Origin of the sequence: Rhizobium atlanticum, from assembly GCF_030182485.1 — a bacterium.
GTDB lineage: Bacteria > Pseudomonadota > Alphaproteobacteria > Rhizobiales > Rhizobiaceae > Rhizobium.
The window spans coordinates 193,272-219,388 of record NZ_JAQJCJ010000005.1; the positions used below are offsets into that span (position 1 = coordinate 193,272).

The window sequence follows — 26,117 nt, forward strand, 5'->3', positions numbered from 1 at the left end:
AGAGGCCCCGGCTGCCTCGTGCTCGCAAGGAAACACCCGTGCCCGGTCACCACGACGTCCTCAATAGATCCTATGACGCATTCCTCTTCGATATGGACGGAACGCTGCTGAATTCCATTGCCGTCGTCGAGCGCGTCTGGAGTGAATGGGCAAGACGCCATGGTTTCGAGCCGGAGGTTTTCCTGAAAACGATTCACGGCATCCGTGCCTCCGACGTGATCCGCGGCCTCGGCTTGCCGGGTGTCGATCCGGCGCACGAGGCGGATCTGCTGCTGGCCGAGGAGATGGAGGACGTCGACGGCATCGTCGAAATCCCCGACGCCGTCCGCTTCCTCAACGCTATCCCCGACGGCAGATGGGCGATCGTCACCTCGGCGCCGATCGAACTCGCCAGGCGCCGCATGGCTGCAGCCGGCATTCCGATGCCGAGGGTGATCGTCAGTGGCGAAACGGTCAAATCGGGCAAGCCGAGCCCCGAGGGTTATCTGCTCGGTGCACATCGACTCGGGGTCGACCCGGCGAACTGCCTGGTCTTCGAAGATGCCGTTGCCGGCATTCTCGCTGGCGAGGCCGCCGGCGCCGATGTCACCGTCGTCACCGAAACCCACGCCACGCCTTTCGAAACTCCGCATTTTTCGGTTGCCAATTATCGGGCGTGGCAGCCTCGCCAGACCGCCGAAGGCCGGCTGAAGGTCGTCGCAATCTGAACGTTACCGGGCGAACTGATGTCAGTGGAATCATAATGACATAAGAGACTTCCGGCTGATTGATTTGCAACGGTGCGTTGAGTTCGGTTTAAAAAGTCGGTCGCAAGCCCGACCAGGGTGGTCGTGCTCGGCCCTCGGCGCTGTGCTCCATGTTAAAGTCGCTCAGCACCCCAGCTACCGGCGTCGCTTCGAAGCGAAGGGCAGTATCCGGCCGGCGGGATTGCCAATCATGCCGAGCACGCCGACGTCCTATTTCTCAGCGCGGTTAAGGAGAATGCGCATTTCGTCGAAGCGGCGCTTGCGGTCACCGTCATCGGCGTTCGGTGAATAGCACGTGCTCGACACGCAGAAGCGCGCCAGGTTGTGCGGCTTGTCCGCCTTGTCGAACTCGCATTCGAATATGTCGGTCATTTCGGCCGGCGCGGTTCCCTGCCGCGTCGAATAAGACATGCGAACACCCGGCGGCTTCAACTCGGGAAAGGATTGCACGGTGCCGATAGCGAGCTGATCGGTCATGAAGAAGCTCTTTGCCACGGATTTGCAGGTATCCTCGAGCTCAGGCGACTGCGCCATCGCATCAGCGGGTAGGGCGAACGCGGCAAAGGCAAACAATATGATCGGCTTACGCACTGCGACTTCCTCCACTGTCTCTGTCGGTTGAGGTAGGGCGGTGAGACCAAAAGCAAATGGTGGTCTGACTGCGGTGAATCAAACAACCCCACCATGTCCGCTTGTGGTGACATCGGACTTCAGTCTCGGTTTCTCGATTGTTTTCCAACATCAAGTGTCTGTTGGCGATCAATAGCCTTTAGCCGAGCCATTATCTGCAAACAGCTTCTTCCTGGCATACCACTCGCATTCGAAGTTTTGCGAACCGGCGAGAAACACGTGCACATCATGCTCCGCACCGCCGGTTTCCACCTCGACACCTCGCGTTGGATTTGTGAATGTAACTCCCGTAGGCGCATCAGTCGCACGACACAAGCGCGAGCACCGGTTGGCGGTAGTCAAAGCCATCGCTGATGAAAAGAAAGCTGCAATCGCCAAAGGTCGGGCGCAGATTGCAAATGAGCTCGCTTCTACCGCAGACGACGAGACTCCGGTCATTGAAGGCTGAGCACGCCTTGCGATTCAAATGGAAAGGATGGTCAACGAATTCGCCATCGGAAACATCGCGTGGGACTTTCGTGGGACTGTTTGCGCCGATCTGTGCTTTTCGACGGCTTCCGTTCTATTTTTATTCCACGACCCTCATTTTCCCCTTGCGCTATGAAGGCCGATTTCATAAAGCAATCAAGCCGTTTCGGCAGGTCGGGGCGTAGCGCAGCCCGGTAGCGCACTTGACTGGGGGTCAAGGGGTCGCTGGTTCGAGTCCAGTCGCCCCGACCATTTATCCCCTTGAAATCCAGTCAGAACATCACGATAAAATGTGAGTGCAGCGCGTGCGTGGCTGCGGTAGAGAACGGGCCGTCAGTGCGGTTTCTGCGCGATTGCAATCATCGATTTTGCCAGAAGCGGAATTCTTCCGACATATTCGAAGTCGACGTCTTCGAAACCTGTGTCGAGCAGCAGCGTGCTGAGCGTCCCCGGGGACCAGAATTTGATGTGGCCATGCTCTTTGAGCGGCATGAAATGGTCATCCATCTTTCCGCTTACGGCCAAAGCCAGATTTTTCCAGTAACCGTGAAAAGGCGTCGAGAGGACCGCAATGCCGCCCGGTTTCACCAGATCGTACATGGTTGCCGAGAAAGCCCTCGGGTCGTAAACATGCTCCACCACCTCTATGCTGATCACCGCATCGAAGGTCCCGTAGCGGCTGGAAAGATCGTCGTAGCCGGAACCGATTTCCAGCGGAAGATCGGGATGGACCGCTTTCGCTTTCGCAATACCGTCCTCCGACGGATCGACGCCCACGACGTCGTAGCCTTTCTCCACAAGCACCGAGGCAGCGCCGCCGGTGCCGCAGCCGAGATCAAAGACCGCCGTTTCGCTAGCCTCGTGGAAACTGTTTTCAAGAACATCGACAACGGTCGGCAGGATATAGGAATGAGCAGTCGTTGGCTTGGCGTGAACATAGGTAGTAGCGTCCAGTTCGATAGACATTTTACCTCCTGAAAAAATTGAACGAGCCGAGGCAATGGTACGGCGGACTTTGACGGCAGTGTGGTGCAGTTATGGTAATAAGGTGATCAACGCCGGTCGGCATTCGCCGCATCCTCCGATGCCCATCGGCCGAACCGCTTTAAGCTCCTCTTCACCACGATGCGAGTGATAGTCATGCTCGCGGCGGGAATATCCCGAAGCTGATTGACAGTTGAACGCGAAGATGCTGAAAACGGCCGGACTTCGGATCCATGTCATCAGGCGGAGAAATCGTCAGTCTATCTGGTTCGATTTTGACCACGTGAAGTAAATCATATGATGAAATGCTCCCTTGACGGGAGTTGTCGAAAAATAGCTTTTCTGGTTATTTTTGAAACCCATCAATAGATGGACGAACAGTTGTCTATTTTGTTAAGACTGTACAGAGTTTTAGGCCGACAGGCTTGGTTTTGAATTTCAGAGAACCTTTTAGCGTTTCGCATTTTTGCGAATATGTGTAGATTAGGACTGTTCCTCTCAGAGATTGCCTGGTGCGAGCGCATGGTGGATATGAACCAGACTCTAACTTGCAGGCAGGCCCTTGCCGGTGCATTCCAAGCTCTGTCGGACGAGGCGGTCAAGGCCGGTTGGTCGGAGGGCGACGTCGCCCTCGCGCTTGCCGAACTTGCCGAGGAACGCGTCATCGAGCTGACTGCTAAGGTGATCACCGAAGGCTTCATCGATCCGCCGTACATCGCCGCTGGCGGCCGCTGCAAGGCCTGAAGCACGTTACGGCAACGCCGGGATCAGGATCAAGCCGCGAACAGCGAATTTGAAAAAAACGCAACACGCCTGAGCCGCTCTCACACCGTTAATCCTGTGGCCTTCGCCGCTGTGACAAAGGAAACTCCTGTGGCGTGCGGGCTGCGCAGCCGATCGAGCGCATCAGGACAATATTGGAGCGCAACGCGATAATCGCGCCCCCGCTTGCCCGGCCATCGGTTCAGATATTCGACGGCGTCGCGGGCGGTGGAAACGATCAGGCTGGTGGCTGGAGATAAGACTTGGACGGGGAGGGAAAGTGTTTTTTACTCAACGTTGCATTCGCAGATCCCTCCTGCAAAACACGCTGACGCGCGGGGAGGAAAATTTCTTCAGCAGGAATGTGCGCAGTTGCTAAAGTTAGGACCCTCACGCATAATAGCTTCATTGCCGGTTGCGGAGGGCGGCCGGCGATGCAAGCGTGTAGGCGTTTGCCCTCGGAGGGAAGTGCGGCGTGATGTTACGGTCATCAATTCATCCGCATGATTTACCGCTCTTTTCGGAAGATCTCGACCTGCTTTCGCAAGTGCTCGACAAGGTCTGCGACGAACGCGGCCTGGTCAGAACGACGCCGGAAGCCGAGAGGATCGGTGCGGTTATCATTCAGCTTTACAGGCAGGGCGTGAGAGACGGCGGCAAACTCGCCGACCTTGCCAAGACCTATCTCTGACACGCGGTTCCCGCAATAAAGGATGGGACCGCGAAATCTGACGGATAGATCTGGTCAGCCATCATTGGCGGCATTGAGATTTTCAGGCCGGATGCCTTCATCGGTTGATGTGCGTGCCCGCAACCGGATGCCGGGACCGCCTTCATCTTGATTGCCGCTCGACAGGAAGATGATGCCGTGCGCCTCGAGGGTACTGCGCACGTCGAACAGCGCATGCGGCTCACCCGCAAACTCGCCCTTTTCCAACGCCGTCACGATCTCGACCGGCAGGCCGCTTGCGGCGGCGAGCTCTTCGATGCTCATTCCGATCATGGCGCGCGCGCCGCGTATCTGCGTTGCTGTGATCATGGCGCAAAATCTAGCGCATTTGCCGCGCTTCGCAAGTGGCGCAGCGGCTGATTGCGACCTGTGGTAATGTTCAAGCGTCCCGCAATTTTACACCGAACAGATCGTCATGCATGCGCTCGACGGCGATCCCCATGCCTCCCATGAGGGCGGCGCGGTTGCCGAAGCGGCTGATCTCGATGCGCGGTGGGTAGGGGGTGCAACGCGGCAGAAAACCGCGGATGGCGTTTACGAGTTCCGGCCTTGCACCAATGCTGCCACCGGTGATCACCAGCTCGGGGTCGAGAGTTGCTCCGATGGCGGCAATAGCGATAGCCACCAGCCTCGCCGTTTCTTCGATTGCGGCGATAGCGCTCGTTTCGCCTGCATTGAACGCCGCGAAGAGGTCGGCCACGGTAGAAGCGTAGCGGCCGCCGAAACCGGTATAGCGCCGCAGCATCGCAACGCTGCCGACCGCGCTCTCGAAGGTTCCCAGTGTAAATCCGCCGGGATCAAAAGCATCGCCGCCGAGTGGAAGATAGGCGATTTCGCCGGCCGCGCCACGGGCACCACGCAACAGCGCGCCATTGGCGATAATGCCCATGCCGACGCCGGTGCCAAGCGCCACGAAAGCAAAATTGCCGACCTCGACGCCGTGTCCCCGCCATCTCTCCCCTTGCGCGGCGAGGTTGACGTCATTTTCGATGATCACCGGTATGCCCATCTTGTCGCTGAACGCTTGCCGCAGATCCATCGCGTCCACGCCGGGAATATTCGGCGCCACATTGATATGTCCGGTAGCCGGATCGAGAACGCCGGGACTGCCGAGAACGACGAGACGCAGCTTGTCGGCAGTCGTCCCTGCCGCAAGTGCGAGTTGAGTGATCAGGTCGCTGAACTGGTTGACGAGATGCGGTCCACCGCGTGGATCGGTGGGCATTTTGGTTTCCGCAACGACGTTACCCAGCAGATCGCAGATAGCCGCAGCGATCTTGGTGCCTCCGAGATCAATGGAAACAGCCAGGCCCGCGCTTGCGTTGATTTCATAGATGATCGCATTCCGGCCGCGACGACCATCGGTCTGCCCGACAGCTTTCAGCCACCCATCATCCTCAAGATCGCGCACGACATCGGAAATCGTCTGTTTCGATAAGCCGGTCAGCTTGGCAATATCGGCGCGAGAGATCTTCCCCTTGGCTAATACGGTCCGGATCACCGCGTTGGTCGAGATTTTTCGTGCGATGGGAGTCTGTACGATAGAAGAGGTCGTTGCCATCCGGCTGCTCGTTCCAATTAGTTCGAGGTGTATCCCTAATGTAAGGTCTGTCCGGTTCTCGACCATCGCGAAATGGCGGGTTTAGTCGTCACCCCTCGTCTCGTTAGCCGAGTTCAGTACATGGAAGCCGACAATTTGTCTACGTCCTTGACAAAAGAGGAGCCGCCTGTAGGCTGGGGATCAACGCGTAATCACATGCGCGATTGAAGAGGGTCGTGGACAAGTATGCACCATACATATTGTCTGGGTCAGCGCGCACGCGCCAAGATCGCCCGAAGAGGAATCGGCTCAGGCTGGTTCGGCTGTTTCTCCGTTTCGCGTTCTACGGGTTCCACAGCGCGGCTGTCGGGGACCTGTGTATGATAAAGCCCTCGACGGATGGACAGCTTTCAGCCGACGCCGGCGTCTTGCTGCCCATAATGGCGCCACGCCTTCAGGCGGATGTTCATCCGGACGGATATGCCGATCTTGCCCTTTGGGGTGCCGGCAGCTTGGGGCGCGTGCGGTTTTCTCCGATCGCCGGCCCCTATAGCTACGCTCCGAACCGGCTCGTCTCAAAACTGGGCAGTGTTTTCGTCGCGCAGTCGCTGCCGGTGATGCTGATCAAAGGAGTGCGCCTGCAGGGCGTCTATCCAGCGCGCCGTTGCGCCTGGTGGCACGAGCCTGATGGGCGAGACGCGAAAGCGAAGGTGTCCCGCAGCGGCCATCGGCAGATTTTCGAAATGGGCTGGGGCGCCCTTATCGTGGAAGCTCAAGATTGCGATCTGCGGATTGCCGGCGGTGCCTCGAGAAATGAAGCCGAGAGAGCGCTCGATCTCACCAGTGAAGCCATTATCACCGAAGCCGCGGAATATGTGGCGCGTTGCGACATGATGCCTGAGGCCGACCCGCTGATGCGCAGCATGGTCAGCCAAGGCATACATGCGGCCCTTTCCAGCATAAGGCGCGACGAAAATGGCGCCTTCGCCGGCCTTGCCGCCGGACAGGCCTATAGCGCTCCGGCGCGGACCTATTACCGCGATGGCTATTGGACGATGCAGCCTCTTCTGACGCTTGCTCCGGAGGCGGTGCGCGACGAGATCCGGCTGCTCGCCAAGGGAATCCAGCCCGACGGAGAGGCCCCGAGCGGCGTTATTCTGACGGGACCGGCGCAATCAGATGCCTGGCAGAGCTTCGTCGCTGACTGCAAGGCCAATCCCAAAAACCACAAAAGAGCAGTTCCGGAGTATCATAATCGTCCGCAGGATTGGTGGAGCGACCACTTCGACAGTCCGCTTTTCTTCATTCTTTTTCTGGATGATTATTTAGGCGTTACGAAAGACGTGGCCGAGGTGCAGTTTCATTGGCCGACAGTGAGGGCGATCATGGATCGCTATGTCAGTCTGGCCGGTCCCGACAGCGTTCTGCCGCTGAAGCCGCGCAACGACCGAGATTGGGCCGACAATGTCTTCCGTGACGGCCTTGTCTCCTACGATCTCGGCCTCTTCGTCGGCGCGATGGATGCGGTGGCGAGACTGGGCGAGGGGCACGATCCGAGCCTTGCCGAACATGCGCGCAAAACCGCAATGCTTGCTCGCCGGGAAATCGAAGCCAGGCTCTTCGTGCCGGCAACGGGAGGATATCTCGACTACGGAACGCCTGGCTCTTTTGTCGAGGATCATCTGGCTCTCGACAGCCTGACCTTGTCGCGATTTAGTGCTATTTCAGAGGAGAAGGCTGTCGGTCTCCTGAGAGCGTTTGAAACCAGACTGGAAACGCGCAACAATCAGGAACAGCCCTATGGCAGTTGGGGTGTGATGTGCGCCTATCCACCATTCAAGCGGCAAAGCGATTTGCGATCCAAGACCGCCTTTCCCTACCGCTACCATAACGGCTCGGACTGGCCTTATTGGGACGGCGCCTACGCCGAAGAACGCCTTCGCCACGGACTTGGAGGCGCTCGCTACGCATTGACGCGCTGGTGGGAAACCTGCCTCGACAACGGCTGGATCGGCGCGGTGGAGTATTTCTCGCCGCCTTACGGGCGCGGCTCGCTGCTTCAGGGCTGGAGCGCCATGCCGGCGGCGGTTGTTCTCAAATATGGGCTGGACGCCGCGAATGCGGAGCCGATGTCATGAACTCTACGGCGTCGTCGGCTCTAGTCAAATCCCTAGTCGATCCGCATTGCGAAGGCGACGCCGCCATCCCGTTCGAATTCCGAAAAGCCGAGGTGGCGGTAGAAGCCCCTGGCGCGTTCGTTGTTCGGATCGACGCCGAGATGTACGGCTCCGACCCCATAATCCTTGAGCGCCTGAAGCTCGGTGCTGATCATCCTGCGTCCCCAGCCGGCTGCCTGACGCCCGGGAAGAATATTGATGTGGAGATGCGCGGGGTACATGTCTTGAAGCCACGCCGTTCCGCTGCGGGGATTGTAAATTCGCTCGATCACGTCGGCGTCGCGCGGACGGTCGGGCGTCAGTCCCGCGATCTCCCGGCGCACGAACGGCCACCAGTTCGCCTGCAAGTCTCTGTCGAACGCGCTGGTATCCGGCGTGCCGACGACATAGCCGACCGGGCGGTCGTTCTGGACGAGAACAAAGGCGAAGTCTTTGGCGAATTTGAGATAGGGTACCGACCAGATGTAGCCGGGCAGATGCGGGTCGCTGTAAAGCGCGCTCGCATCGTCTCCGCCATTCGCGGTTTTCAGGCAGATGTCGAAAAGGGCGTCGATATCCGCATCAATCGCCGGACGGATGAAGCAATTGGTGTCCATCACATTGCCACCTCCTGCGGGGCTTTGTCATTTCAGGCCGCGAGAAGGCTGATGCATTGATGATTACCTCAGATTCGCCAGCCCGGCAAAGCTCTGAGGGAAGAAAACGTTCGGCCGGTGCGTGGCGCCCGGCCTGAACGGGGAGTGGAGAATAAACCGAATAAAGGTGGAACAGAGGAGAAGTAGCGTGAAATCGATCAACATTCTGTCGGCAAGCCAATGGAAGGCAGCTGTCGCGCTGACCGGCGCTGCGCTTGTAAGCTTCAGCCTTTCGGCGGCGGCGCGCGCTGACGATCTGGCTGTATGGGACGACCAGACCTATGAAGGTCAGAGTGCGGTCATCGAGCAACTGAACAAGGACTTCGAGGCTGCGCATCCCGGCGTTACGATCAAGCGTACCGCCCGCACATTCGATGACATGAAGTTGACGCTGAAGCTTGCGGTTTCGGCAGGCAACGGCCCGGTCGTCACGAAAGTCAACCAGGGCGCCGGCGATATGGGCGCGATGGTCAAGGAAGGACTGCTCCTGCCGGTTGACGACTACATCAAGAAATACAGCTGGGATAAGCGGCAGTCCGATTCCGTGCTGGCGCGAGATCGCTGGGATGGGCCAAAGTTTGGCGTCGGTAAGACCTACGGCATATCAGGCCTCGCCGAGATCGTCGGCCTCTACTACAACAAGAAGATCCTCGACGATGCCGGCATAGCGCTGCCGAAGACTTTCGAGGAACTCCTGGCCGATCTCGACAAGCTGAAGGAAAAGGGCGTTGCGCCATTCATGATGGGCAGCGCAAAGCAGCATCTGGCCCTGCACATGATTGGCGCCATCGATCAAGCCCATATCGACGCAAGCAATCGAGCCGAGCTTGATGATCTGATCTATGGCAGAGGCGGCTCCTGGAACACCAAGGGCAACATCGAATCCGCAAAACTGGTGCAGAAGTGGGCGCAGGGCGGCTATTTCTATCCCGGTTTCGAGGGCATTTCGGGTGACGACGCCGTCCAGCTCTTCATATCTGGGCAGGGCGCCTTCCTGATCTCGGGAACCTGGTATTTCGGTGATATGCAGCACAACCAGGATATCGGCTTCATGGCCATTCCTGCCCCGAAAGGCATTACCAAGCCGCTGAGCGTCGGCGGCGTGGATCTTGCGTGGGCGATAACGAGCCTTGCCAAAGATCAGAAAACGCAGGACCTAGCCGGTGAATATATCGACTACATGGTTTCGGAAAAGGCTGCCGAAACCTGGGCCAATTCCAGCTATCTTCCGGCAACGTCGCTTGCGGCGGATGCGAAGCCCAAGCTCACGCCGCTGCTGAGCGCCGGCATCGAGATGTGGAAGACGCTCAACGCCAATGACGCTCTCGGCCACTATCCCGATTGGTCGAGTCCGACGATGTTGAAGACAATCGACGATAACACGCCGCTTCTCCTGTCCGGCAAGATCACGCCTGAAGCCTTTGTCGATGCCATGGACAAGGATTATCAGGCTTACCTGAAGGGTCAGAAATAAATGGCGCGGACGCAGGCCGCGACCTTCCGCGGCCTGCGTCCCGTCGACATCATTTCAAGAAATCAGCGCCGCGATCTTAGCCTTGCTGCACGACGACCATAGCTTTGGCTTCATGGAGTACCGGAATGAAGCGCTCCCCACTTGATGGCTCCGAACATACCAATTGGATCTATCTCTTCCCCGGATTGCTGCTTTACGCGGCCTTTGTCTTCGGGCCGATTGTCGCGGCTCTGGGGTTGAGTCTAACCAGTTGGGATGGCTTGACCGTGCCCAAATGGGTTGGCCTCGGCAATTACATCGATCTCTTTTCCGATGATCGTTTTTACATCGCCTTGCGCAACAATGCCGAGCTGATGATATTCTACTGCGTCCTGCCGCTCGGGCTCGGCATAGGTCTTGCCGCCTGCGTCTGGAATCTGAAGCAACAGGAACAGCTCGCTCTGCGGACATTCCTGTTCCTCCCATATATCATGCCGACTGCCGTGTTGGGTATCATCTGGGCATGGCTCTACAATCCTGCATTCGGCCCGTTCAACCAGTTTCTGAGAGCGGTGGGCTTGGGCATGTTCGCACTCCCGTGGCTGGGAGATTTCAACTTCGTGCTTCCCGCGGTCGGGATCGTCGCCACCTGGTATTTCTTCGGTTTCTGCATGGTCATCTTCCTCACGGGAATCCAGCGCATCGATCCATCGCTCTTTGATGCTGCGAAAGTCGATGGCGCTTCGGCGCGAAAGACGTTTTTCTGGATAACCCTGCCGCTTCTCATGCCGGAGATCAGGGTGGTTTTGCTGCTGACGGTCATCGCCTCGATCAAAAGCTTCGACCTGATTTTTACAATGACCCGCGGCGGACCCGCCAACGCCACGCTCGTACCGAATATCTACATGTATCAGCTCGGTTTCGAGCTCAATCGGTTCGGCGCGGCTGCGGCCATCGCCATTGTCGGCGCGCTGCTGACCTTCGCCATCAATTTTGCAATTCACCGGCTGGTGGGCTCAAAAAGTAAAGGAATGGCTTGATGAGCCGTAAGTCCAACATTCCCGCCGCCCCGCTCTTTCTTCGCCTTGTCCTCTGGCTTCTTGCAGCTGTAACGATCACGCCGTTCCTGCTTCTGCTGCTGACCTCGATCAAGAGCAAGGCCGACGTTCTGCAGGGCGCATTCGCGCTGCCGGCCTATCCGCATTTCGAAAATTACCTTGATGCCTGGAACGCCGGGCATTTCAACATCTACTTCTGGAATTCGATCATCGTTGTCATTCCTGTCGTTGCGGCAAGCGTCCTTCTGGGCCTGCTGACTGGTTTTGCCTTCGCTTATCTGTCCTTTCCGCTAAGGCGCACCCTGTTCGCTATCCTGACACTCGGCATGATGGTGCCGGCGGAGGCCTTCATCATCCCGCTTTATTATGAAATGCGGTATCTTGGGTTGATCAACACCTATACGGCCGTCATCGTGCCGCAGATCGCGATGTCGATACCATTCTCGACGATCTTTCTTGCCAGCGCGATGCAGCAATTGCCGGAAGAAATTCTGGAAGCGGCCGTCCTCGATGGCGCGGGGCGATTCTATATTTTACGCAAGGTCGTCGTACCGCTGATGGTGCCGGCGATGTCGACACTGGCGCTGTTCCTGTTCATCTGGACCTGGAATGAGTTTCTGATTCCGTTCATTTTGGTGAATGACGATGCCTATCGAACGCTGCCCCTCGGCATGCTGTTTTTCCAGGGGCGCTATACCGTCAACACGCCGGTTCTAACCGCCGGTGCCGTCATTGTCATCGCCCCGCTAATCCTGACCTATCTCGTTTTCCAGCGGCGGTTTATTGCCGGCCTGACGGCAGGCGCGACGAAATAGCCCCGTGATCAGGCGGCAGACTACGCCGTTCCTTTGGGAGTTCGGCCTCGCCTGTGGCGCACTTCCAGCGCCGCGCAGCCCCAGACCGTGCCGAAGAGCAGATAGACATGGCGCCAGTGGTCGATGTCGATGACGTTGCCGATCGCCGCGTGGCCGAGAACGGAGATCCAGGCAATCATCAGGAAGGGTTGCCAGGGCCGGTCGTGAAGCAGGTTCCGGAAACCCAGGATGAGCGTCCAGAGGAGCATTCCGACATAGCTGACGAAGCCGAGCCAGCCATAGGAGGTGAGCGACTTCAGCCAGATGTTATGCTCGTCCTCGGGAAACATCGTGCCGAACACGAGCGGGCCGATGCCGAGCGGGCGCTCCATCATCATGGTGAAACCGATCCTGTGGCGCTCGAAACGGCCGAGATGTTCGCCGTCATACTGCTGCACAAGCTGGGCGCGTGTCGAAAACAACTCCGCGACCTTTGGGATCTGCAGCGCCACGAGCAGCGATGCGACCAGCAAGATGATCGCGGCCAGCGACAGGATCAGCACTCGCAAGCGGAAGGCGCCGCTGCGCTCCTTCAGCAGCATGATGAAAATCAACAGCATGACGCCGAGCGCAAAGAGACCCCAGGCGGCGCGGGAAAAGGAGAGAAATATGCCGAGGGCAATCACGAGAAGGGCGGCCGCCTTCAACGGCGATTTCTTCAGATCGCCGACCAGAATGCCGTGGACGAGATGGAGCGACGGCGGCACCAGGAACGGGCCGAAGACGTTCGGATCCTGGAACGCGCCTTTGGCGCGATCATAAAGAGTAAATACTTCCGAGCCCGGAAAGGCGTGGAAATAGCCGAGCACGCCGAGCGCCGACGTGACGACGGCAGCCATGGTCCAGGCGTTGAAGATCAGCGGCAGCCGCTTATGGCTGTCCTCGATGATCGCCGCGTAGAAAACCGCGGTCAGCGCCAGGAACGTCGAGACGGCAATATACATCGGTGCCGTTGCGAGGTCCTTCATCTGGGTCAGCGACAGCATGCCGCCAATATTGAAAGTGAGCAGCAGGGCAAGCAACGGCGCAACGCTGCGCGAAATTCTGAGGCCCAGGATGAACCAGAGGCCAATCAGCCCCGCCATCCAGAGTTCATAAGGTGCCGGCTCATCGATGACAAAGCCGGAGAGGAAAACGCCAAAGGCGACGAAGGCCGAGCCGATGAGCCGCAGCGCCGCCCGTTGCGGCTGGGCGACACGCGAATATGTCGCCTCGACCGCGCTCAATAGGCGTTTTCCGTGTTGAGCAGCCGGATCGGCGTCAGGAATAGGATTTTGAGATCGAACCAGAGCGACCAATTCTCGATGTAATAGAGGTCGTAGGCCGTGCGGAACTTGATCTTCTCGTCATTGTCGACCTCGCCGCGCCAGCCGTTGATCTGCGCCCAACCGGTAACGCCCGGCTTGACGCGGTGGCGGGCGAAATAACCTTCGACGACATCGGCGAAGGCGCGGTCGCGCGCCTGGGCAAGAACCGCATGCGGACGCGGACCGATCAGCGAGAGATCTCCCCGCAGCACGTTGAAAAGCTGCGGCAGCTCGTCGATCGAGGTTTTGCGGATGAACCTTCCGACGCGAGTGACACGCGGATCGCCCTTGGTCACCGCGGCCTTGCCCGTAGGATCGGCCATGTTTGTGTACATCGAGCGGAACTTGAAGACGTTGATGACTTCGTTGTTGAAGCCGTGACGCTTCTGCATGAAGAAGACGGGGCCTTCCGAGGTCGCCTTGATGGCGATCGCGGTTGCAGCCATCAGCGGCCAGAGCAGCGCCAGCGCGACCAGAGTGAAAAAGATGTCGAAGCCGCGTTTGGCGACGGAATCCCAGTCGCGGATCGGCATCTTGAAAATGTCGAGCATCGGAACAGCGCCCACATGCGAATAGGCGCGTGGCCGGAAGCGCAGCCGGTTGGCGTGCGCCGCAAGCCGGATATCGACCGGCAGGACCCAGAGCTTCTTCAGGAGATCGAAGATACGCGCCTCAGCCGAAAGCGGCAGGGCGATGATCAGCATGTCGATGCGCGTCAGCCGCACGAATTCGACGAGTTCCGCCACTGTGCCGAGCTTCGGATAACCGGCGACCATGATCGGCGAGCGTTTTTCGCCGCGGTCGTCGAAGATGCCGCAGATGCGGATGTCGTTGTCGGCTTGTTGTTCGAGGATCCGGATCAGCTCCTTGGCCGGTTCGCCGCCGCCGACGATGACGGCGCGCCGCTCCATGATGCCGTTGCGCGCCCAGTTGCGGATGCCATAGGCGACAAGGAAACGCTCGGCAGAGAGAAACAGCACCCCGGCGGCAAACCAGGGAACATAGGCATCGGCCATCGTCCATGTCGTGCCGCGGATGAGCGTGAACAGGCCGATGGTAAGGGCAAGCGCGATCGTCCAGGAGGCGAGAATACGGGGCATCAGCCGCAGCTTCGCCCGGAGTGCGGGAATGGTATAGGTATCGGCAAGCTGCAGGGCGATGACGGTCGAGGCCGAAGCGATCGCGGCCATGCCTGCCCGCACCAGCAGGGGATCGCTGCCGTCGCCCGGCCAGAAGTAGTGGACGATCAGGGCAATCAAAAAGAGCGCCAGGAATTCCAGCAGCCGCAATTGACCGATAATAATGACAGGGGAACGGGTACCGTCGCGGAACTGTTCGGCGATCTGCCGGGCATAAGGATTGATTTCGACCGGTTCGGCGGAGTGCGCCTGACCTGCGTTGCGGCGCGCCTCGATGTCGGAAATTTGCTTGCGCAGCGCTTCCACGTCGAATTGATCGCTTTTTTCCAATTTGTTCATGGGGTTTTATCGCTCGTTGTCAGCAAGCGAATACCAGAAAGCCCCTAAGAAATATTTACAGGGCGACGGACACTGCCTGTCCGGCGGGATTGACGAGTTCATGGTACAGCTTCAGCACATCCTGAGCCATCACCGTGGAGGAAAACACGGCCTTTACCGCCTCATGCGACGGCATTGTTCTGGCGTGCCAGCCGGGCGTGCTGAGCGCTTCCGCCATGACGCGGGCGAGATCGTCGGAATTGCCTGGCTCGACAAGAGCCGGACTGTCCTTGCCGAGCACTTCGGGAATGCCGCCGACGCGGCTGGCGATGATCGTCTTGCCGGCTCCCAGCCCTTCGAGCACGATATAGGGCATGGCTTCGGCGCGAGAGGGGACGACGAGATTTTGCGCCATGGCAAAGGCTTCGTGGATACGCATTGCCGGCAGCATGCCGATCCGTTTGCCGAGGCCGCGCTCGATCATCATCTCGCGGTAGCGGTCCCGGTCAGGTCCGTCGCCGATCATCAGCGCCGAAAGGGGCCTGCCGAGCAGCCGCTCGGTCTTGGCGAAGGCATCGACAAACAGATCGGGACCCTTGAGGTCCCGAAGCATTCCGACATAAATGAAATGCACGGCATCCGACCGGGTGTGGATCGGCTCGAATTCACGCTCTCCGATGCCGTTATAGATCAGTTTCGTCTTCGTCCGCGGCTTGCCCACCTTGCGGGTATAGGTGTCGCGCTCGTATTCGCAGATGAAGACCAGCGCATCGGTGAAATATTCCTGCAGGCGCTCCATCCTGAGGACGAACTGTCCTGTGAATGAGGAGCGCGAATAATGCAGGCTTCCGCCATGCGCGGTATAGAGGCGGGCTACGCGATACCTGTTCACCCGCAGGGCTGAGCCGGCAAGTCGCGCGAGCACGCCGCCCTTGGCGCCGTGCCCGTGCAGCACATCCGGCCGCAAACTTTTAATCTTCTTGTACGTATCCCACATCGTCGCGATATCGGACGGGCTGACCGAGCGGCGGATCGGCACGCGCGTCAGGCCGAGCGAGAGATATGGGCGGATATCGTCGAACAGTCTGTCCTCGTGCTCGCCGCCGGTCGAGCTGTCGCAAAGGATGCCGATGTGATGGCCCGCCTTGCTGTGCTCCTCGACCAGATCGCGGACATGGCGGAAAATTCCGCCGACCGGCGACCTGAAGCAGTGGAGAATGCGGAGCGGCCTCTCTCTTGTCATTGCTCAGAAGAGCCGTTCGCGAACGTAGATCGTGTCGCCGGCGATGATCGGGCCGGATATGTTGATGCGGCCGGTCAGGACCTGTCCGTTTATCTTGCGGGTGACATCGACCATGCTCTGGTTGGCGCGGCTGGTGAAGCCGCCGGCAACCGCGATGGCGTTCTGCACGGTCATGCCCGGAACATAGGCATATTGGCCGGGCTGCCCGACTTCGCCCATGATGAAGATCGAGCGGTAGCGGTCGACGTCGATGGTGACATCGGGATCGCGAAGATAGCCCTGCTGCAGTTTCTGGGCGATCTGTCCTGAAAGTTGCTGCAGGGTTCGGCCGCGGGCGGGGACCTGGCCTATGAGGGGGAAGGCGATATAACCGGCCTGATCCACAGTGTAGGTATTGGTCAGGCTCTGCTGGTCGAAGACGGTGATGCGTAGCCGGTCGCCGCTATCAAGCGCATAGGGCTGGATGGTCGCCTCGTTGAAGGCTTTTGGAGCCGGCTTATACGTCGTGCATCCGCCCAATGCCGCCGTGATGGCTGCAAGGCTCAGGGCCAAAAGGATCTTGGGCGGGGCGACAGACATCCGCTTGTGCTCGCAGAAAATGAACTCGGTGCAGCCGTTATCGATCCGTTAGGGTTAATGCCGGGTAAAAGGCGTATGACAATTTGCCAGTTCTTTGCCGATCGCCGCTATTTCTGGGCAGGATCTCCATTAACCGTTGCGTTACCATGGTCGTTTACGCTTGCGGCACGTTTGTTGTGGAGTAAGAGCATGTCCGGCGTAGTGCGTGATCAGGATGTGGACATCGACCTCGGCCAGCTGGTTCGCGCCGTCTGGGCGCGCCGGCTCAGGATTTTGACGATCACGCTCGCGGCGGCCGGCGTCGCCTTTGCCGGCGCCAAGATCATCTCGCCGCAATATCGCAGCGAAACACGCATCCTCATCGAACCCCGCGCGCCGGCCTTCGCCAGCACTCAGCAGGCGAACGAAGCCGGCGCCGGGCCGCTGATGGACGAGCTGAATATCGCCAGCCAGGTGCAGCTCCTGCAATCGGCTGATCTCCTCAAGAAGGTGATCAACGACCTGAAACTCTACAATCTGCCGGAATTCGACGATGCCGCCAACGGCTCGGCGATGAGCAGCATCCTGGTGAAGCTGCATCTGAAGAAGAATCCGATCGAGAACCCTCCGGAAGAACGGGTAATCGACGCTTTCGTCGAGCGGCTGCAGGTCTACCAAGTGCCGGGTTCGCGCGTCATCGGCATCAATTTCACGTCGAAGGATCCGAAGCTCGCCGCCGCCATCCCGAACGCCATGGCGAACGTCTACCTTTCCACCCAGAGCGGCGCCAAGCTCGCCTCCAATTCGGAAGCGACGCGCTGGCTCGAGCCGGAGATCGAAAACCTGCGGCAGAAGGTCAGCGAGGCCGAGAAGAAGGTCGCCGAATATCGCACCAACCACGGTCTGCTGCAAACGAACGGCACGACCACATTCCCCACCCAGCAGCTTAATGACATCTCCGCAGAACTCACCCGGGTGCGGGGCGACAAGGCCAATGCCGAGGCGAGGGCGCAGGCGGTGCGCAATGCGCTGTCATCGGGCGAAGCCTCCGATACGCTGCCTGACATCATGTCTTCCCAGGCGATCCAGCGGCTGAAGGCGACGGAATCGGGCCTGCAGTCGCAAATATCGGATCTGCAAACCAGCCTCCTCAACAGTCATCCGAGGCTGAAGAGCCTGCGCGCCCAGCTCTCCGATATTCGCCGCCAAATCCGCCAGGAGACGCAGAAGATTCTGGCCAGCATCGAAAATGAGGCGAAGGTTGCCGACCTCCGCGCAAGCGAGCTCGAGCGCCAGAAGGACGCGGTTCAGGCCAACAGCGCCCGTGCCGGCGAAGACGAGGTTGGCCTCAACGCGCTGGAGCGTGAGGCAAACGCCCAGCGCCAGCTGCTCGAAACCTATCTGGTTCGTTACCGCGAGGCCGCCTCGCGCGCCGACAGCAATTCCAGCCCGGCGGACGCCCGTATCGTTTCCCGGGCCATCGAGCCGGTCGATCCCTATTTCCCGAAGGTGGTGCCGATCGTTGTCGTCGCGGCCATCGCGACGCTGATCCTGAGCGCCATCGTCACCATGCTCGCCGAACTCTTCAGCGGTCGGGCGCTTCGTGCCGTCGATACGTCCCGTGACGCAGTCAAGGCGGAAATGGTCGCGGAAGACAGGGAAGTGGCGCAGGCCGCCCCAGCCGTCAGAAGGCCCGTCCAGCCGAGCATGCTCGCCGTTGTCACGGAGGATGACGGAAAGGACGTGATCGAAGAAACGGCGGCCGCCGAAGAGGCGCCGGAGGACGACAATGAATTTTCCATTGCCTCCGTTGCGGACTACCTCACGGGCAGCCGCGCGCCGCTGGCAATCGCCATATCTCCAACTGGCGACAACGGTTCGGCGGCGACTGTTGCGTTGACGCGCATGCTCGCTGATGCCGGCCGCCGCGTCATACTGATTGATATGACCGGCTCCGGCTATCCCACAGAATTGATGGCCGAGGACCAGACAGCTCTTGGTGTCACCGATCTGCTGTGCGGCGAGGCCGCCTTCGGCGACACGATCCATGGTGATCGGCTTTCCGATGCCCATCTGATCCCGCAGGGCCAGAGCGACGTGCGCCGCGCCATGCGCGGTGTCGACCGGCTGTCACTGCTGCTCGATGCGCTCGCCGCCGCCTACGACGTCGTGGTGGTCGAATGCGGTGCGGCCGATGTCGCCGGCGTCTCGCGGCTGACGCGCAGCCGGGATGTTGAAATTATCCTCTCCCTGCCGCAGCTAGAGGAGACGATCTTCGTTAACCTGATGACGGAGTTCCAGGCGGCGGGCTATCAGCGCGTGGTGCTGATGTCGGGCGGCCAAGCGGACGAGCAGGAGCTCGGGCAGGCTGCCTAGCGCATGTCGCGCGAAAGTGTTCAGCGATTTCAGCCGATCCGTGCGCGGATGCCCTGGGCCAATTTATAGAGTTTGGGACGCGCCTTGATATGCGCCTTGCTACGGGTGACGATCCGGTGCGCGGCGCCTGCGGCGACTCCGAACGGCGAGACCGGCACGACCACGTCATAATGCGCGGTCTCCACTGGTGCCCAGGAACGCTTATAGGTCTGGTCGCCGAGGCCGAAATCGAACAGCGCGACACCTCTGCCATGCAGCCCGGCGATCGCCTGCCAATATAGGAACTCGCCGGGGCTCGTATCCGGTACAAGGTCTTCGTCGATCGCCCCGAACTGGCATATGACATGGTCGCCCTTGCGCGAAATCCCTGATATCGCGGCGATCCCGTCTTTATTTTCGCCCTTCAGCCGCAGCGCATGCATCTGCAGGGCGAAATACTGTCTCGCATCATCTCGCTTGTCGATGAGGCTGTGCAGGAAGGCCTGAGTTTCGCGATCGGCGAAGACGTCGGGCAGGCCAAGGCTCGCGAAGCGAGCACTCTTCAAGCGGAAGAAGATGTCGAGCAGGTGGTGTTGCTCTTGCGATGTTTGTGGAATGACGTAGTCGACGCCCCCGGCTGCTTCCAGACGCCTCGACTGAACGCGGAACTTCTTACGTCGGCTCTTGGCGTTGAGCTGCTTCAGCGTCTCCTCGAAATGGGAGAGCAACGGCAATTGATAGGCGTGGTTCTGGTTCTGCACCATCGGCAGTCCGGTGAGCGGGGTCTGCCGCCCGCGCCATTCCAGCGGGACGTTTTGCAGCAGCAGCAGATCTGCATGGCCCTTCAAGGCCTGCCGAAGCTGCGCCGCGAACTTCTGCGCGTCGATGCTCCCGCCACTTTCGGCGAAATTGCCGGAGAACAGACCGGTATTGATATTGCTGTGATCGGCAGCGATGAACTTTGCGACGGTCAATCCACGGGATTTGACAATCTCGATCGGCAGAATGAAGGCGGTCTCGCCGGCATAGGTGCCCTTGAGAATTGCCAGCGGCCGCTGAAAGGCATTGACCCAGGCGGCGCACCAATCATAGCTTTGATGAAGCGAATGGAGATCATCGACCTCCAGAGCCCGCCAATCATCCTCCAGTGGCTGCATCGCGTCGAAAACCGAGATGTCGATTTTTGCCATGGCAAGTTTCATACTCACCTGGCGCAGGCGTGAGATCGCCATATCGGCCAGCGCGCCATCATCTGACGACTGTTCATCAATATCGAGCTTTTGCGTCTGCACGGGAACTCTCCGGTCAAAATGCTGAACGGGAAGGTAGGTGTGCAGGACATATATTTGGTTTAACCGCCGCCCATCGGCGGGGTTTTCCGCCGATCACGGTTATTCGGCCGTTAATGGCCTACTGTTGCCGCGGCCCGGCCATCCACTTGATGATCACCATTGCCGGCAATACCCAAAGCAGGCCGGTCAAAAGGAAGTAGAGCAGGTGCCCCCACCAGGGGGCGTTGCCGAGCGTCGCCACCGCGATCGTGTTCGCCACCAGCGCATAGACGAGCACAAGCACGATGATAAGGATCGTGCCGATGAATTTGCGAAGGCGGACGGGCATTGTTTATCTCTTGTATGGGTAGCGCGGAGCGGCGCGACGGCATGCCGCAAAGCTTCGGGGCTTGTTTTGCATGAGCCGGTGGGGCAAATCAACTGCCGGATAGAAGGAGACATCATGGCCGTCGCGGACCTCACCACGGAACAGGCGATCCTGAGCGAAGTACGCAAGCAGAACCGCGCCCGCCGCGCCTTGCGGCTGTGGCTCGGCTTTGTGCTTTTGGCGCTCTTTTGTCTCGTGCTCGTCGGAGGGGCAACGCGGCTCACCAATTCCGGCCTCTCGATCACCGAGTGGAAGCCGATCCATGGCGTCGTTCCGCCGCTGTCGGCCGCGGAATGGGAAGAGGAGTTCCGCCTCTACCAGCGCATTCCCGAATTTCAGCAATTGAACAGTTCCATGACCGTCGACGAATTCAAGAGCATCTTCTGGTGGGAATGGGCGCACCGGCTGATCGCCCGCGGCATCGGCGTGATCTTCGCGCTGCCGCTTCTTTTTTTCTGGCTGACGGGGCGGATCGAGAAACGCCTGCGCTGGCCGCTCGTCGGCATCCTGGCGCTCGGCGGCCTGCAGGGTTTCATCGGCTGGTGGATGGTGTCCTCAGGCCTTTCCATTCGCACTGATGTCAGTCAGTACCGGCTGGCGACGCATCTCGTCATGGCCTGCCTAATCTTTGCCGGCTGCATGTGGATCATGCGCGGGCTGTCGCCGCACTCCAACGATCCGGCGCCGGCACGCAGCTCGCGCGGCTTCGCTGCCGTGATCGCCATTTTCGCGCTGTTCCAGATCTATCTCGGTGCCCTGGTGGCGGGACTCGATGCCGGTTTTTCCTACAATACCTGGCCATTGATGGATGGCGCCGTCATTCCCTCCGATCTGCTCATTCAGCAGCCCTTCTGGATCAATGCCTTCGAGAACCCGAAGACAGTGCAGTTCATCCACCGCATCGGCGCCTATACGCTCTTCGCACTGGTGCTGATCAACATGGTGATCGCCCTTCGCGCCGCACCCTGGACCACCCATGCCCGCCGCGCCGTCGTGCTTTTCGCGCTGGTGACCGTTCAGGCGGCGATCGGCATTGCCACGCTACTGATGCAGGTGCCGCTTCACTGGGGCCTGCTGCATCAGGCCGGCGCGCTTGTTGTATTCGGTTTCGCCGTCGCCAACTGGCGTGGCTTTTACGGCGAATACCCGCACGAGACGATGATCACCGAACGCGATTGAAAGCGGGAGGCTGTCATTCGTTCTAACGCAGCACGCCGTCGAGCAGCGGCATGCCGATGATGGCTGCCGCTGCGATCAGCATGTAGCAGGCGATGCGGGAGGTCCGCTCCTCGGCAAGCCCGAACAGTTTCGAGCCGCCATAGAGACCCAGCGCATAACTCGGCAGGATAACGACGGTGAGGGCGAAGACAGCGGGCACGAACAGACCGCCGATATAATAGCTGATGGCGCTGAAGACGGACGAGGTCGAAAAATACAGCACGACATTCGCTCTGACGCGCGCGAAGTCGCTCTTGCCGCCGAGCCAGTAGGCAACGACAGGTGGTCCGCCGAGCTGCGCGGCGCCGCTGAAAAGTCCGGCGATCAGGCCGACGCCGCTGCTGAGCGGCGCTGACGGCGCGCCTTGGTAGCGCCATCCCGATACGAGAAGCGCGAGCAGGCTGATGGCGATGATCGTGACGCTCCAGCGCAGCAGCGTCGGGTCGAGCAGCGCCAGCAGCGCCGTGCCGGCCGGGACGCCGAGTGCCGCACCAGCCGCCATGACGAAAACTTCGGACCGGTTGGCGTCGCGCCAGGCGGGTGGGATCATCCCAAGTGTGGCGATGCCGTCGATGACGAGCAGGATCGGCGAGACCAGCTTCGGGCCAACGATGGCGCCGCCGAGCGGGACTAAGATCAACGCTGCGCCAAAACCGGAAAAGCCGCGGGCTAGCCCCGCGATCAAGGCAAACGCCATCAGCGCATAAATGCCGTGACCGGGCAGGGCGGCGGCAAACCACGTCTGCATGTCGGCGACAAGCCTATCCAGCATCATGGCCTTAGCTGGCGAGCATCAGGTCCATGTTCTGCACGGCAGCACCCGAGGCACCCTTGCCGAGGTTGTCGAGCAGCGCCACAAGATTGACCTGGGAACCACCCGGCGTACCGAAGACGAAGAGTTTCATCGTGTCCTTGCCCTCGAGCTCGACGGCGTTGACGCGGGGGAGCGCCTTGCTTTCGGCGAGCGGCACGACGGTGACGATGCCCTGTCCGGCATAATGGGCAACCAGTGCCGCGTGGATGCTTTCCATCGTCGCGTCCTCGGCGAGATTGTCGAGATGCAGCGGCACCTGCACGATCATGCCCTGTGCGAATTTGCCGACCGACGGCGAGAAGATCGGTGCGCGGTCGAGTAGGCCGTGCACGGTCATCTCCGGCACATGTTTGTGAGTGAGCGGCAGGCCATAGAGGAAATGCGGCGCGGTGATCGCATCCGGATGATCTGGGTTTTCCATCTGCGCGATCATCTGCTTGCCGCCGCCGGTATAACCGGAAACCGCGTTGACCGTCACCGGATAGCCATCCGGCAGAATGCCGGCGGCGCGCAGCGGCCGAATGAGGCCGATCGCGCCTGTCGGATAGCAGCCGGGATTGGAGACGAAACGGGCGGCCTTGATCTTGTCGGCCTGTGCACCGTCCATTTCGGCAAAGCCATAGGCCCAGCCGGAATTGACGCGGAAGGCCGTCGAGGTGTCGATAACGCGCACGTTGTTGTTGCCCGAAACCATCTGAACCGCTTCCTTCGACGCGTCGTCAGGCAGGCACAGAATGGCGATATCGGCGCTGTTCAGCATGTCCTCGCGCATGGCGGCGTTGCGCCGCTCGTCCTCGGGAATGGACAGAAGCTCGACATCGCGGCGGCCGGCCATGCGCGTACGGATCTGCAGACCCGTTGTGCCGTGTTCGCCATCGATGAAGATTTTCGGTGCCATGTTAGACCTGCGCTTTCAATGGGTTCTGAGGATTTCCGGATTCAATTTGAACGATGATAAATCAGCCTTGTGACGCCGCAATGGCGCGCCGCTCGGCATGAAGGCCAAGCATATACATTGCCACCGTTGCCCCCGCAATGGCGGTGATATCGGCATGGTCGTAAGGCGGCGCCACTTCGACCACGTCGGCCCCGCGGATATCGAGTTGGTGCAGACGCTGCAGCACCGAGAGGATCTTGGCGCTCGACGGACCGCCGGCAACCGGCGTGCCGGTGCCTGGGGCAAAGGCAGGATCCAGGCAATCGATATCGAAGGTGAGATAGGCGGGGGCGCCGCGCGTATGAGAGATGATCGCCGAGGCAATGTCGCCGCCGCTCATCTCCTCGACCTGATGACCATAGAGAATATTGATGCCGCAATCCTCCGGCGCATGGGTACGGATGCCGATCTGAATCGAGCGGTCGGGATCGATGATGCCTTCACGCACGGCCCGCGCCACGAAGGAGCCATGGTCGATGCGCCGCTCTTCGTCGAACCAGGTGTCCTGGTGAGCGTCAAACTGCACCAGCGCGAGAGGCCCGTGTTTTGCCGCATGGGCTTTCAGCAGCGGCCAAGTGACGTAATGATCGCCGCCCAGCGTCAGCAGAAAGGCGCCGCTGTCGAGGATCGCATTGGCCTGGCGTTCGATGGCGCCGGGCGTGTCCTGATGGTTGCCGTAGTCGAGCAGGCAATCGCCATAGTCGATCACCGCCATGTCGGCAAACAGTTCGCGGTTGAAGGGATATTGCGCATCGTTGTCGAATATCGCCGAGGCGCGCCGAATCGCCTGCGGGCCGAAGCGCGTGCCCGGTCTGTTCGATGTGGCGGCGTCGAAGGGGATGCCCCAGACGGCGACATCGACGCCGGCAAGTTCTTTGGTGAAGCGGCGGCGCATGAAGGACAGAGCGCCGGCAAAGGTGGGATCGCTGGCGGCCGAAGTGAGGTTGGTCGCTGTGAAGGCATGATCGATGGTCTTGTTCGCCAAGGGGGGCTCCTTCTCTGTCCGCGCTAGCATAATCGCATTCGATGTCGACCTTATATCGCCTGGCCACCGGTCACGACTGCCCGATCCCCGAAAGGAATGGATGTTTCCGTTCGGGGCCGGTAAGGGGTAGGCGAGGTGCGCCGAGATTTCAAGCGATCCCCGCTTGACGGTCGCTCTGCGGTTGGCGCTGCCGCAATTCTGCGGCCTCAGACGGCCTTCCGGGCAAGCTGGCGCAATCCAGCCAGGGTTATCAACGCTGCCGCCCCGGTATAGGCCGCCAGCGGCCAGGCCGTGTCGCCGTCGAGCAGAACCACGAACAATGTGCCTGCAGCACCGACCAGCAGGCTTTCGACGCAGAAGTAGAGCGCCACGGCCGTTCCCGCGCTATTGCCGAATGCGGCAAGTGCACCATTGGCCGTAACGGCTGTCGCAAATACAATGCCGATGGCGATGATCCACATCGGCAGAATGAGGCGCACAAGCGGTTCCTGCAAAAACACCTCTCCCATGGCAAGCATCACCGCGCCGACAAGCAGCAGCGCCATGCCTCTTGCGAGGCTCCCTGCGATGCCCCAGCGTGTGATGAACCGTTTGGCAAGGCGCGCCGTCACAATCATCACCAATGCCACTGAAGCAAAGACGAAGCTGAAGCTGATGCCGGAAAAACCGGCCCGATCGATCAGGATGCGGGGCGCGGTCGAGAAGAAGACGAAGAAAGCTCCCATCGCTGCGCTGAAGCCGGTCGTGTAGATCCAGAAGGGAAAGCTCGCGAGGATCGGACCTATTGCGATGGTTGTCGCCGACGTAACCGGGCGGGTTTCATGCCAGCGCATGCTGGCATTGAGAGTTGCAATGATCGACAGCAGGCCGATGACGAGAAAGATGGCTCGCCACCCATAGTGGTCGGCAACCACCGCGCCGACGACCGGCCCGAACGCAGGCACAAGCGATAGCAGCGAACCGAGCAGGCTATAGATCACGCTGCTTTCCGGCCGCTCGGCGTAGACGTCGCGCACTGTTGCGAAGGTGGCGACAACAGCCGCCGAGGCGCCGATCGCCTGCAACAATCGCAAGGCCACGAAGAGAAGTGCGGATGAGGCCCCGGCAAGCAGACAGGACGCAACGGCAAATAGTGCCGCCCCGCCGATCAGCACGGGCCGCCGCCCGACGATGTCGGAGATCGGACCAAAGACAATCTGGCCGACGCCGAGCACAAGCATATAGAGGCTGAGGGTCAACTGGATGACTTCAGGCGAGGTGCCGAGCGCCTGGGGCATCGTCGGCACAACCGGCAGATAGATGTCCATGGCAAGCGACGCCAGGATGTCGAAAGGAGCCATCAGCAACAAGCTTGCCGGCACGGAATAATTCCACGACGGAATTTTCGGATAAGACATGGGTAAGATCCGCTCAAATGATTTCATTCGGCGGCGATCTGTCTTTCATCAGTATCGGATTTGCTGGGACAGATGCCGCAACAACAGCGCAAAGTTGTTGCGGCTTAGTTGTCTGCGGACTTGGTTGTTCCCATGATGCGACCTTGATTG

Annotated in this window: 24 protein-coding genes, 1 tRNA gene and 1 pseudogene; 10 read left to right on the forward strand and 16 right to left on the reverse strand. The window is 59.9% G+C overall.

Features of this window, described 5'->3' with window-relative positions:
• Positions 1-38: 38 nt before the first annotated feature.
• A complete protein-coding gene (locus PH551_RS09775; protein ID WP_285192842.1) occupies positions 39-707 on the forward strand; it encodes an HAD family hydrolase in 669 nt (222 codons plus the stop codon).
• A 249-nt stretch (positions 708-956) separates the two neighbouring features.
• On the opposite strand, the gene PH551_RS09780 is transcribed toward PH551_RS09775, so the two are convergent.
• Positions 957-1,337, reverse strand: a complete 381-nt coding sequence (locus PH551_RS09780; protein ID WP_064801724.1) for a hypothetical protein — start codon at positions 1,335-1,337, stop codon at positions 957-959.
• A 682-nt stretch (positions 1,338-2,019) separates the two neighbouring features.
• On the opposite strand from PH551_RS09780, the gene PH551_RS09785 reads away from it, so the two are divergent.
• Positions 2,020-2,096 (forward strand) — tRNA-Pro (locus PH551_RS09785).
• Positions 2,097-2,177: 81 nt separating this feature from the next.
• Here PH551_RS09785 and PH551_RS09790 read toward each other — a convergent pair.
• Positions 2,178-2,810, reverse strand: a complete 633-nt coding sequence (locus tag PH551_RS09790; protein ID WP_285192843.1) for a class I SAM-dependent methyltransferase — start codon at positions 2,808-2,810, stop codon at positions 2,178-2,180.
• Positions 2,811-3,350: 540 nt separating this feature from the next.
• On the opposite strand from PH551_RS09790, the gene PH551_RS09795 reads away from it, so the two are divergent.
• The gene (locus PH551_RS09795; protein WP_285192844.1) at positions 3,351-3,572 is read left to right on the forward strand and encodes a hypothetical protein; all 222 of its coding nucleotides are present in this window, start codon (positions 3,351-3,353) and stop codon (positions 3,570-3,572) included.
• A gap of 80 nt (positions 3,573-3,652) precedes the next feature.
• Here the strand turns inward: PH551_RS09795 and PH551_RS09800 are convergent.
• A pseudogene (locus PH551_RS09800) lies at positions 3,653-3,885 on the reverse strand (DUF982 domain-containing protein).
• Between the two features lie 183 nt (positions 3,886-4,068).
• Between PH551_RS09800 and PH551_RS09805 the strand changes: the two are divergent.
• Complete coding sequence (locus PH551_RS09805; RefSeq protein WP_064801730.1) at positions 4,069-4,281, forward strand: hypothetical protein; 213 nt, start codon at positions 4,069-4,071, stop codon at positions 4,279-4,281.
• Positions 4,282-4,335: 54 nt separating this feature from the next.
• On the opposite strand, the gene PH551_RS09810 is transcribed toward PH551_RS09805, so the two are convergent.
• The gene (locus PH551_RS09810; RefSeq protein WP_285192845.1) at positions 4,336-4,629 is read right to left on the reverse strand and encodes a helix-turn-helix domain-containing protein; all 294 of its coding nucleotides are present in this window, start codon (positions 4,627-4,629) and stop codon (positions 4,336-4,338) included.
• A gap of 70 nt (positions 4,630-4,699) precedes the next feature.
• Positions 4,700-5,881 (reverse strand): ROK family transcriptional regulator, encoded by a 1,182-nt coding sequence (locus PH551_RS09815; protein ID WP_285192846.1) that lies wholly within the window; start codon positions 5,879-5,881, stop codon positions 4,700-4,702.
• A 359-nt stretch (positions 5,882-6,240) separates the two neighbouring features.
• Here PH551_RS09815 and PH551_RS09820 point away from each other — a divergent pair, with 359 nt between their 5' ends.
• Positions 6,241-7,998 carry a glucosidase family protein gene (locus PH551_RS09820; RefSeq protein ID WP_285192847.1) on the forward strand — a complete coding sequence of 586 codons (1,758 nt, stop codon included), beginning with the start codon at positions 6,241-6,243 and terminating at the stop codon, positions 7,996-7,998.
• Positions 7,999-8,030: 32 nt separating this feature from the next.
• Here the strand turns inward: PH551_RS09820 and PH551_RS09825 are convergent, their stop codons facing one another.
• Positions 8,031-8,633 carry a GNAT family N-acetyltransferase gene (locus PH551_RS09825; RefSeq protein WP_285192917.1) on the reverse strand — a complete coding sequence of 201 codons (603 nt, stop codon included), beginning with the start codon at positions 8,631-8,633 and terminating at the stop codon, positions 8,031-8,033.
• A gap of 166 nt (positions 8,634-8,799) precedes the next feature.
• Between PH551_RS09825 and PH551_RS09830 the strand changes: the two genes are divergently transcribed.
• The 3 genes from PH551_RS09830 (at position 8,800) to PH551_RS09840 (ending at position 11,998) form a co-directional block, all read left to right on the forward strand.
• A complete protein-coding gene (locus PH551_RS09830; protein WP_285192848.1) occupies positions 8,800-10,146 on the forward strand; it encodes an extracellular solute-binding protein in 1,347 nt (448 codons plus the stop codon).
• 125 nt (positions 10,147-10,271) lie between these two features.
• On the forward strand, positions 10,272-11,165 hold the full coding sequence (locus tag PH551_RS09835) for a carbohydrate ABC transporter permease (protein ID WP_285192849.1): 894 nt from the start codon (positions 10,272-10,274) through the stop codon (positions 11,163-11,165).
• Complete coding sequence (locus PH551_RS09840) at positions 11,165-11,998, forward strand: carbohydrate ABC transporter permease (RefSeq protein ID WP_285192850.1); 834 nt, start codon at positions 11,165-11,167, stop codon at positions 11,996-11,998. The genes PH551_RS09835 and PH551_RS09840 overlap by 1 nt, the downstream gene beginning before the upstream one ends.
• A gap of 20 nt (positions 11,999-12,018) precedes the next feature.
• On the opposite strand, the gene PH551_RS09845 is transcribed toward PH551_RS09840, so the two are convergent.
• The 4 genes from PH551_RS09845 to PH551_RS09860 are packed head-to-tail and all read right to left on the reverse strand — an operon-like array spanning position 12,019 to position 16,623.
• The gene (locus PH551_RS09845) at positions 12,019-13,263 is read right to left on the reverse strand and encodes an O-antigen ligase family protein (protein WP_085777740.1); all 1,245 of its coding nucleotides are present in this window, start codon (positions 13,261-13,263) and stop codon (positions 12,019-12,021) included.
• Positions 13,260-14,822: an undecaprenyl-phosphate glucose phosphotransferase gene (locus PH551_RS09850; RefSeq protein ID WP_285192851.1), complete on the reverse strand. Its 1,563-nt coding sequence runs from the start codon at positions 14,820-14,822 to the stop codon at positions 13,260-13,262. Before PH551_RS09850 ends, PH551_RS09845 begins: the two co-directional genes overlap by 4 nt.
• Before the next feature lie 55 nt (positions 14,823-14,877).
• A complete protein-coding gene (locus PH551_RS09855) occupies positions 14,878-16,044 on the reverse strand; it encodes a glycosyltransferase family 4 protein (RefSeq protein ID WP_085777742.1) in 1,167 nt (388 codons plus the stop codon).
• A 3-nt stretch (positions 16,045-16,047) separates the two neighbouring features.
• A complete protein-coding gene (locus PH551_RS09860) occupies positions 16,048-16,623 on the reverse strand; it encodes a polysaccharide biosynthesis/export family protein (protein WP_285192852.1) in 576 nt (191 codons plus the stop codon).
• A gap of 189 nt (positions 16,624-16,812) precedes the next feature.
• Between PH551_RS09860 and PH551_RS09865 the strand changes: the two genes are divergently transcribed.
• Positions 16,813-18,978: a GumC family protein gene (locus tag PH551_RS09865; protein WP_285192853.1), complete on the forward strand. Its 2,166-nt coding sequence runs from the start codon at positions 16,813-16,815 to the stop codon at positions 18,976-18,978.
• Between the two features lie 29 nt (positions 18,979-19,007).
• Here the strand turns inward: PH551_RS09865 and PH551_RS09870 are convergent, their stop codons facing one another.
• Together PH551_RS09870 and PH551_RS09875 are read right to left on the reverse strand one after the other, a co-directional pair.
• Positions 19,008-20,249 carry a GNAT family N-acetyltransferase gene (locus PH551_RS09870; protein WP_285192854.1) on the reverse strand — a complete coding sequence of 414 codons (1,242 nt, stop codon included), beginning with the start codon at positions 20,247-20,249 and terminating at the stop codon, positions 19,008-19,010.
• 118 nt (positions 20,250-20,367) lie between these two features.
• The gene (locus PH551_RS09875; protein WP_003573983.1) at positions 20,368-20,577 is read right to left on the reverse strand and encodes a DUF2842 domain-containing protein; all 210 of its coding nucleotides are present in this window, start codon (positions 20,575-20,577) and stop codon (positions 20,368-20,370) included.
• Between the two features lie 114 nt (positions 20,578-20,691).
• Between PH551_RS09875 and PH551_RS09880 the strand changes: the two genes are divergently transcribed.
• The gene (locus tag PH551_RS09880) at positions 20,692-21,795 is read left to right on the forward strand and encodes a COX15/CtaA family protein (RefSeq protein ID WP_285192855.1); all 1,104 of its coding nucleotides are present in this window, start codon (positions 20,692-20,694) and stop codon (positions 21,793-21,795) included.
• Positions 21,796-21,817: 22 nt separating this feature from the next.
• Here the strand turns inward: PH551_RS09880 and PH551_RS09885 are convergent, their stop codons facing one another.
• From PH551_RS09885 to cml, 4 genes are all read right to left on the reverse strand, one after another.
• Entirely contained in the window at positions 21,818-22,609 is a 792-nt protein-coding gene (locus PH551_RS09885; RefSeq protein WP_285192856.1) for a sulfite exporter TauE/SafE family protein, read from the reverse strand.
• Positions 22,610-22,613: 4 nt separating this feature from the next.
• A complete protein-coding gene (argC, locus tag PH551_RS09890) occupies positions 22,614-23,546 on the reverse strand; it encodes an N-acetyl-gamma-glutamyl-phosphate reductase (RefSeq protein WP_285192857.1) in 933 nt (310 codons plus the stop codon).
• 61 nt (positions 23,547-23,607) lie between these two features.
• Entirely contained in the window at positions 23,608-24,570 is a 963-nt protein-coding gene (gene speB / locus PH551_RS09895) for an agmatinase (RefSeq protein ID WP_097598392.1), read from the reverse strand.
• A gap of 206 nt (positions 24,571-24,776) precedes the next feature.
• Positions 24,777-25,967, reverse strand: coding sequence for a CmlA/FloR family chloramphenicol efflux MFS transporter (gene cml / locus PH551_RS09900; protein ID WP_285192858.1), 1,191 nt, complete (start codon positions 25,965-25,967; stop codon positions 24,777-24,779).
• Between the last annotated feature and the right edge of the window lie 150 nt (positions 25,968-26,117).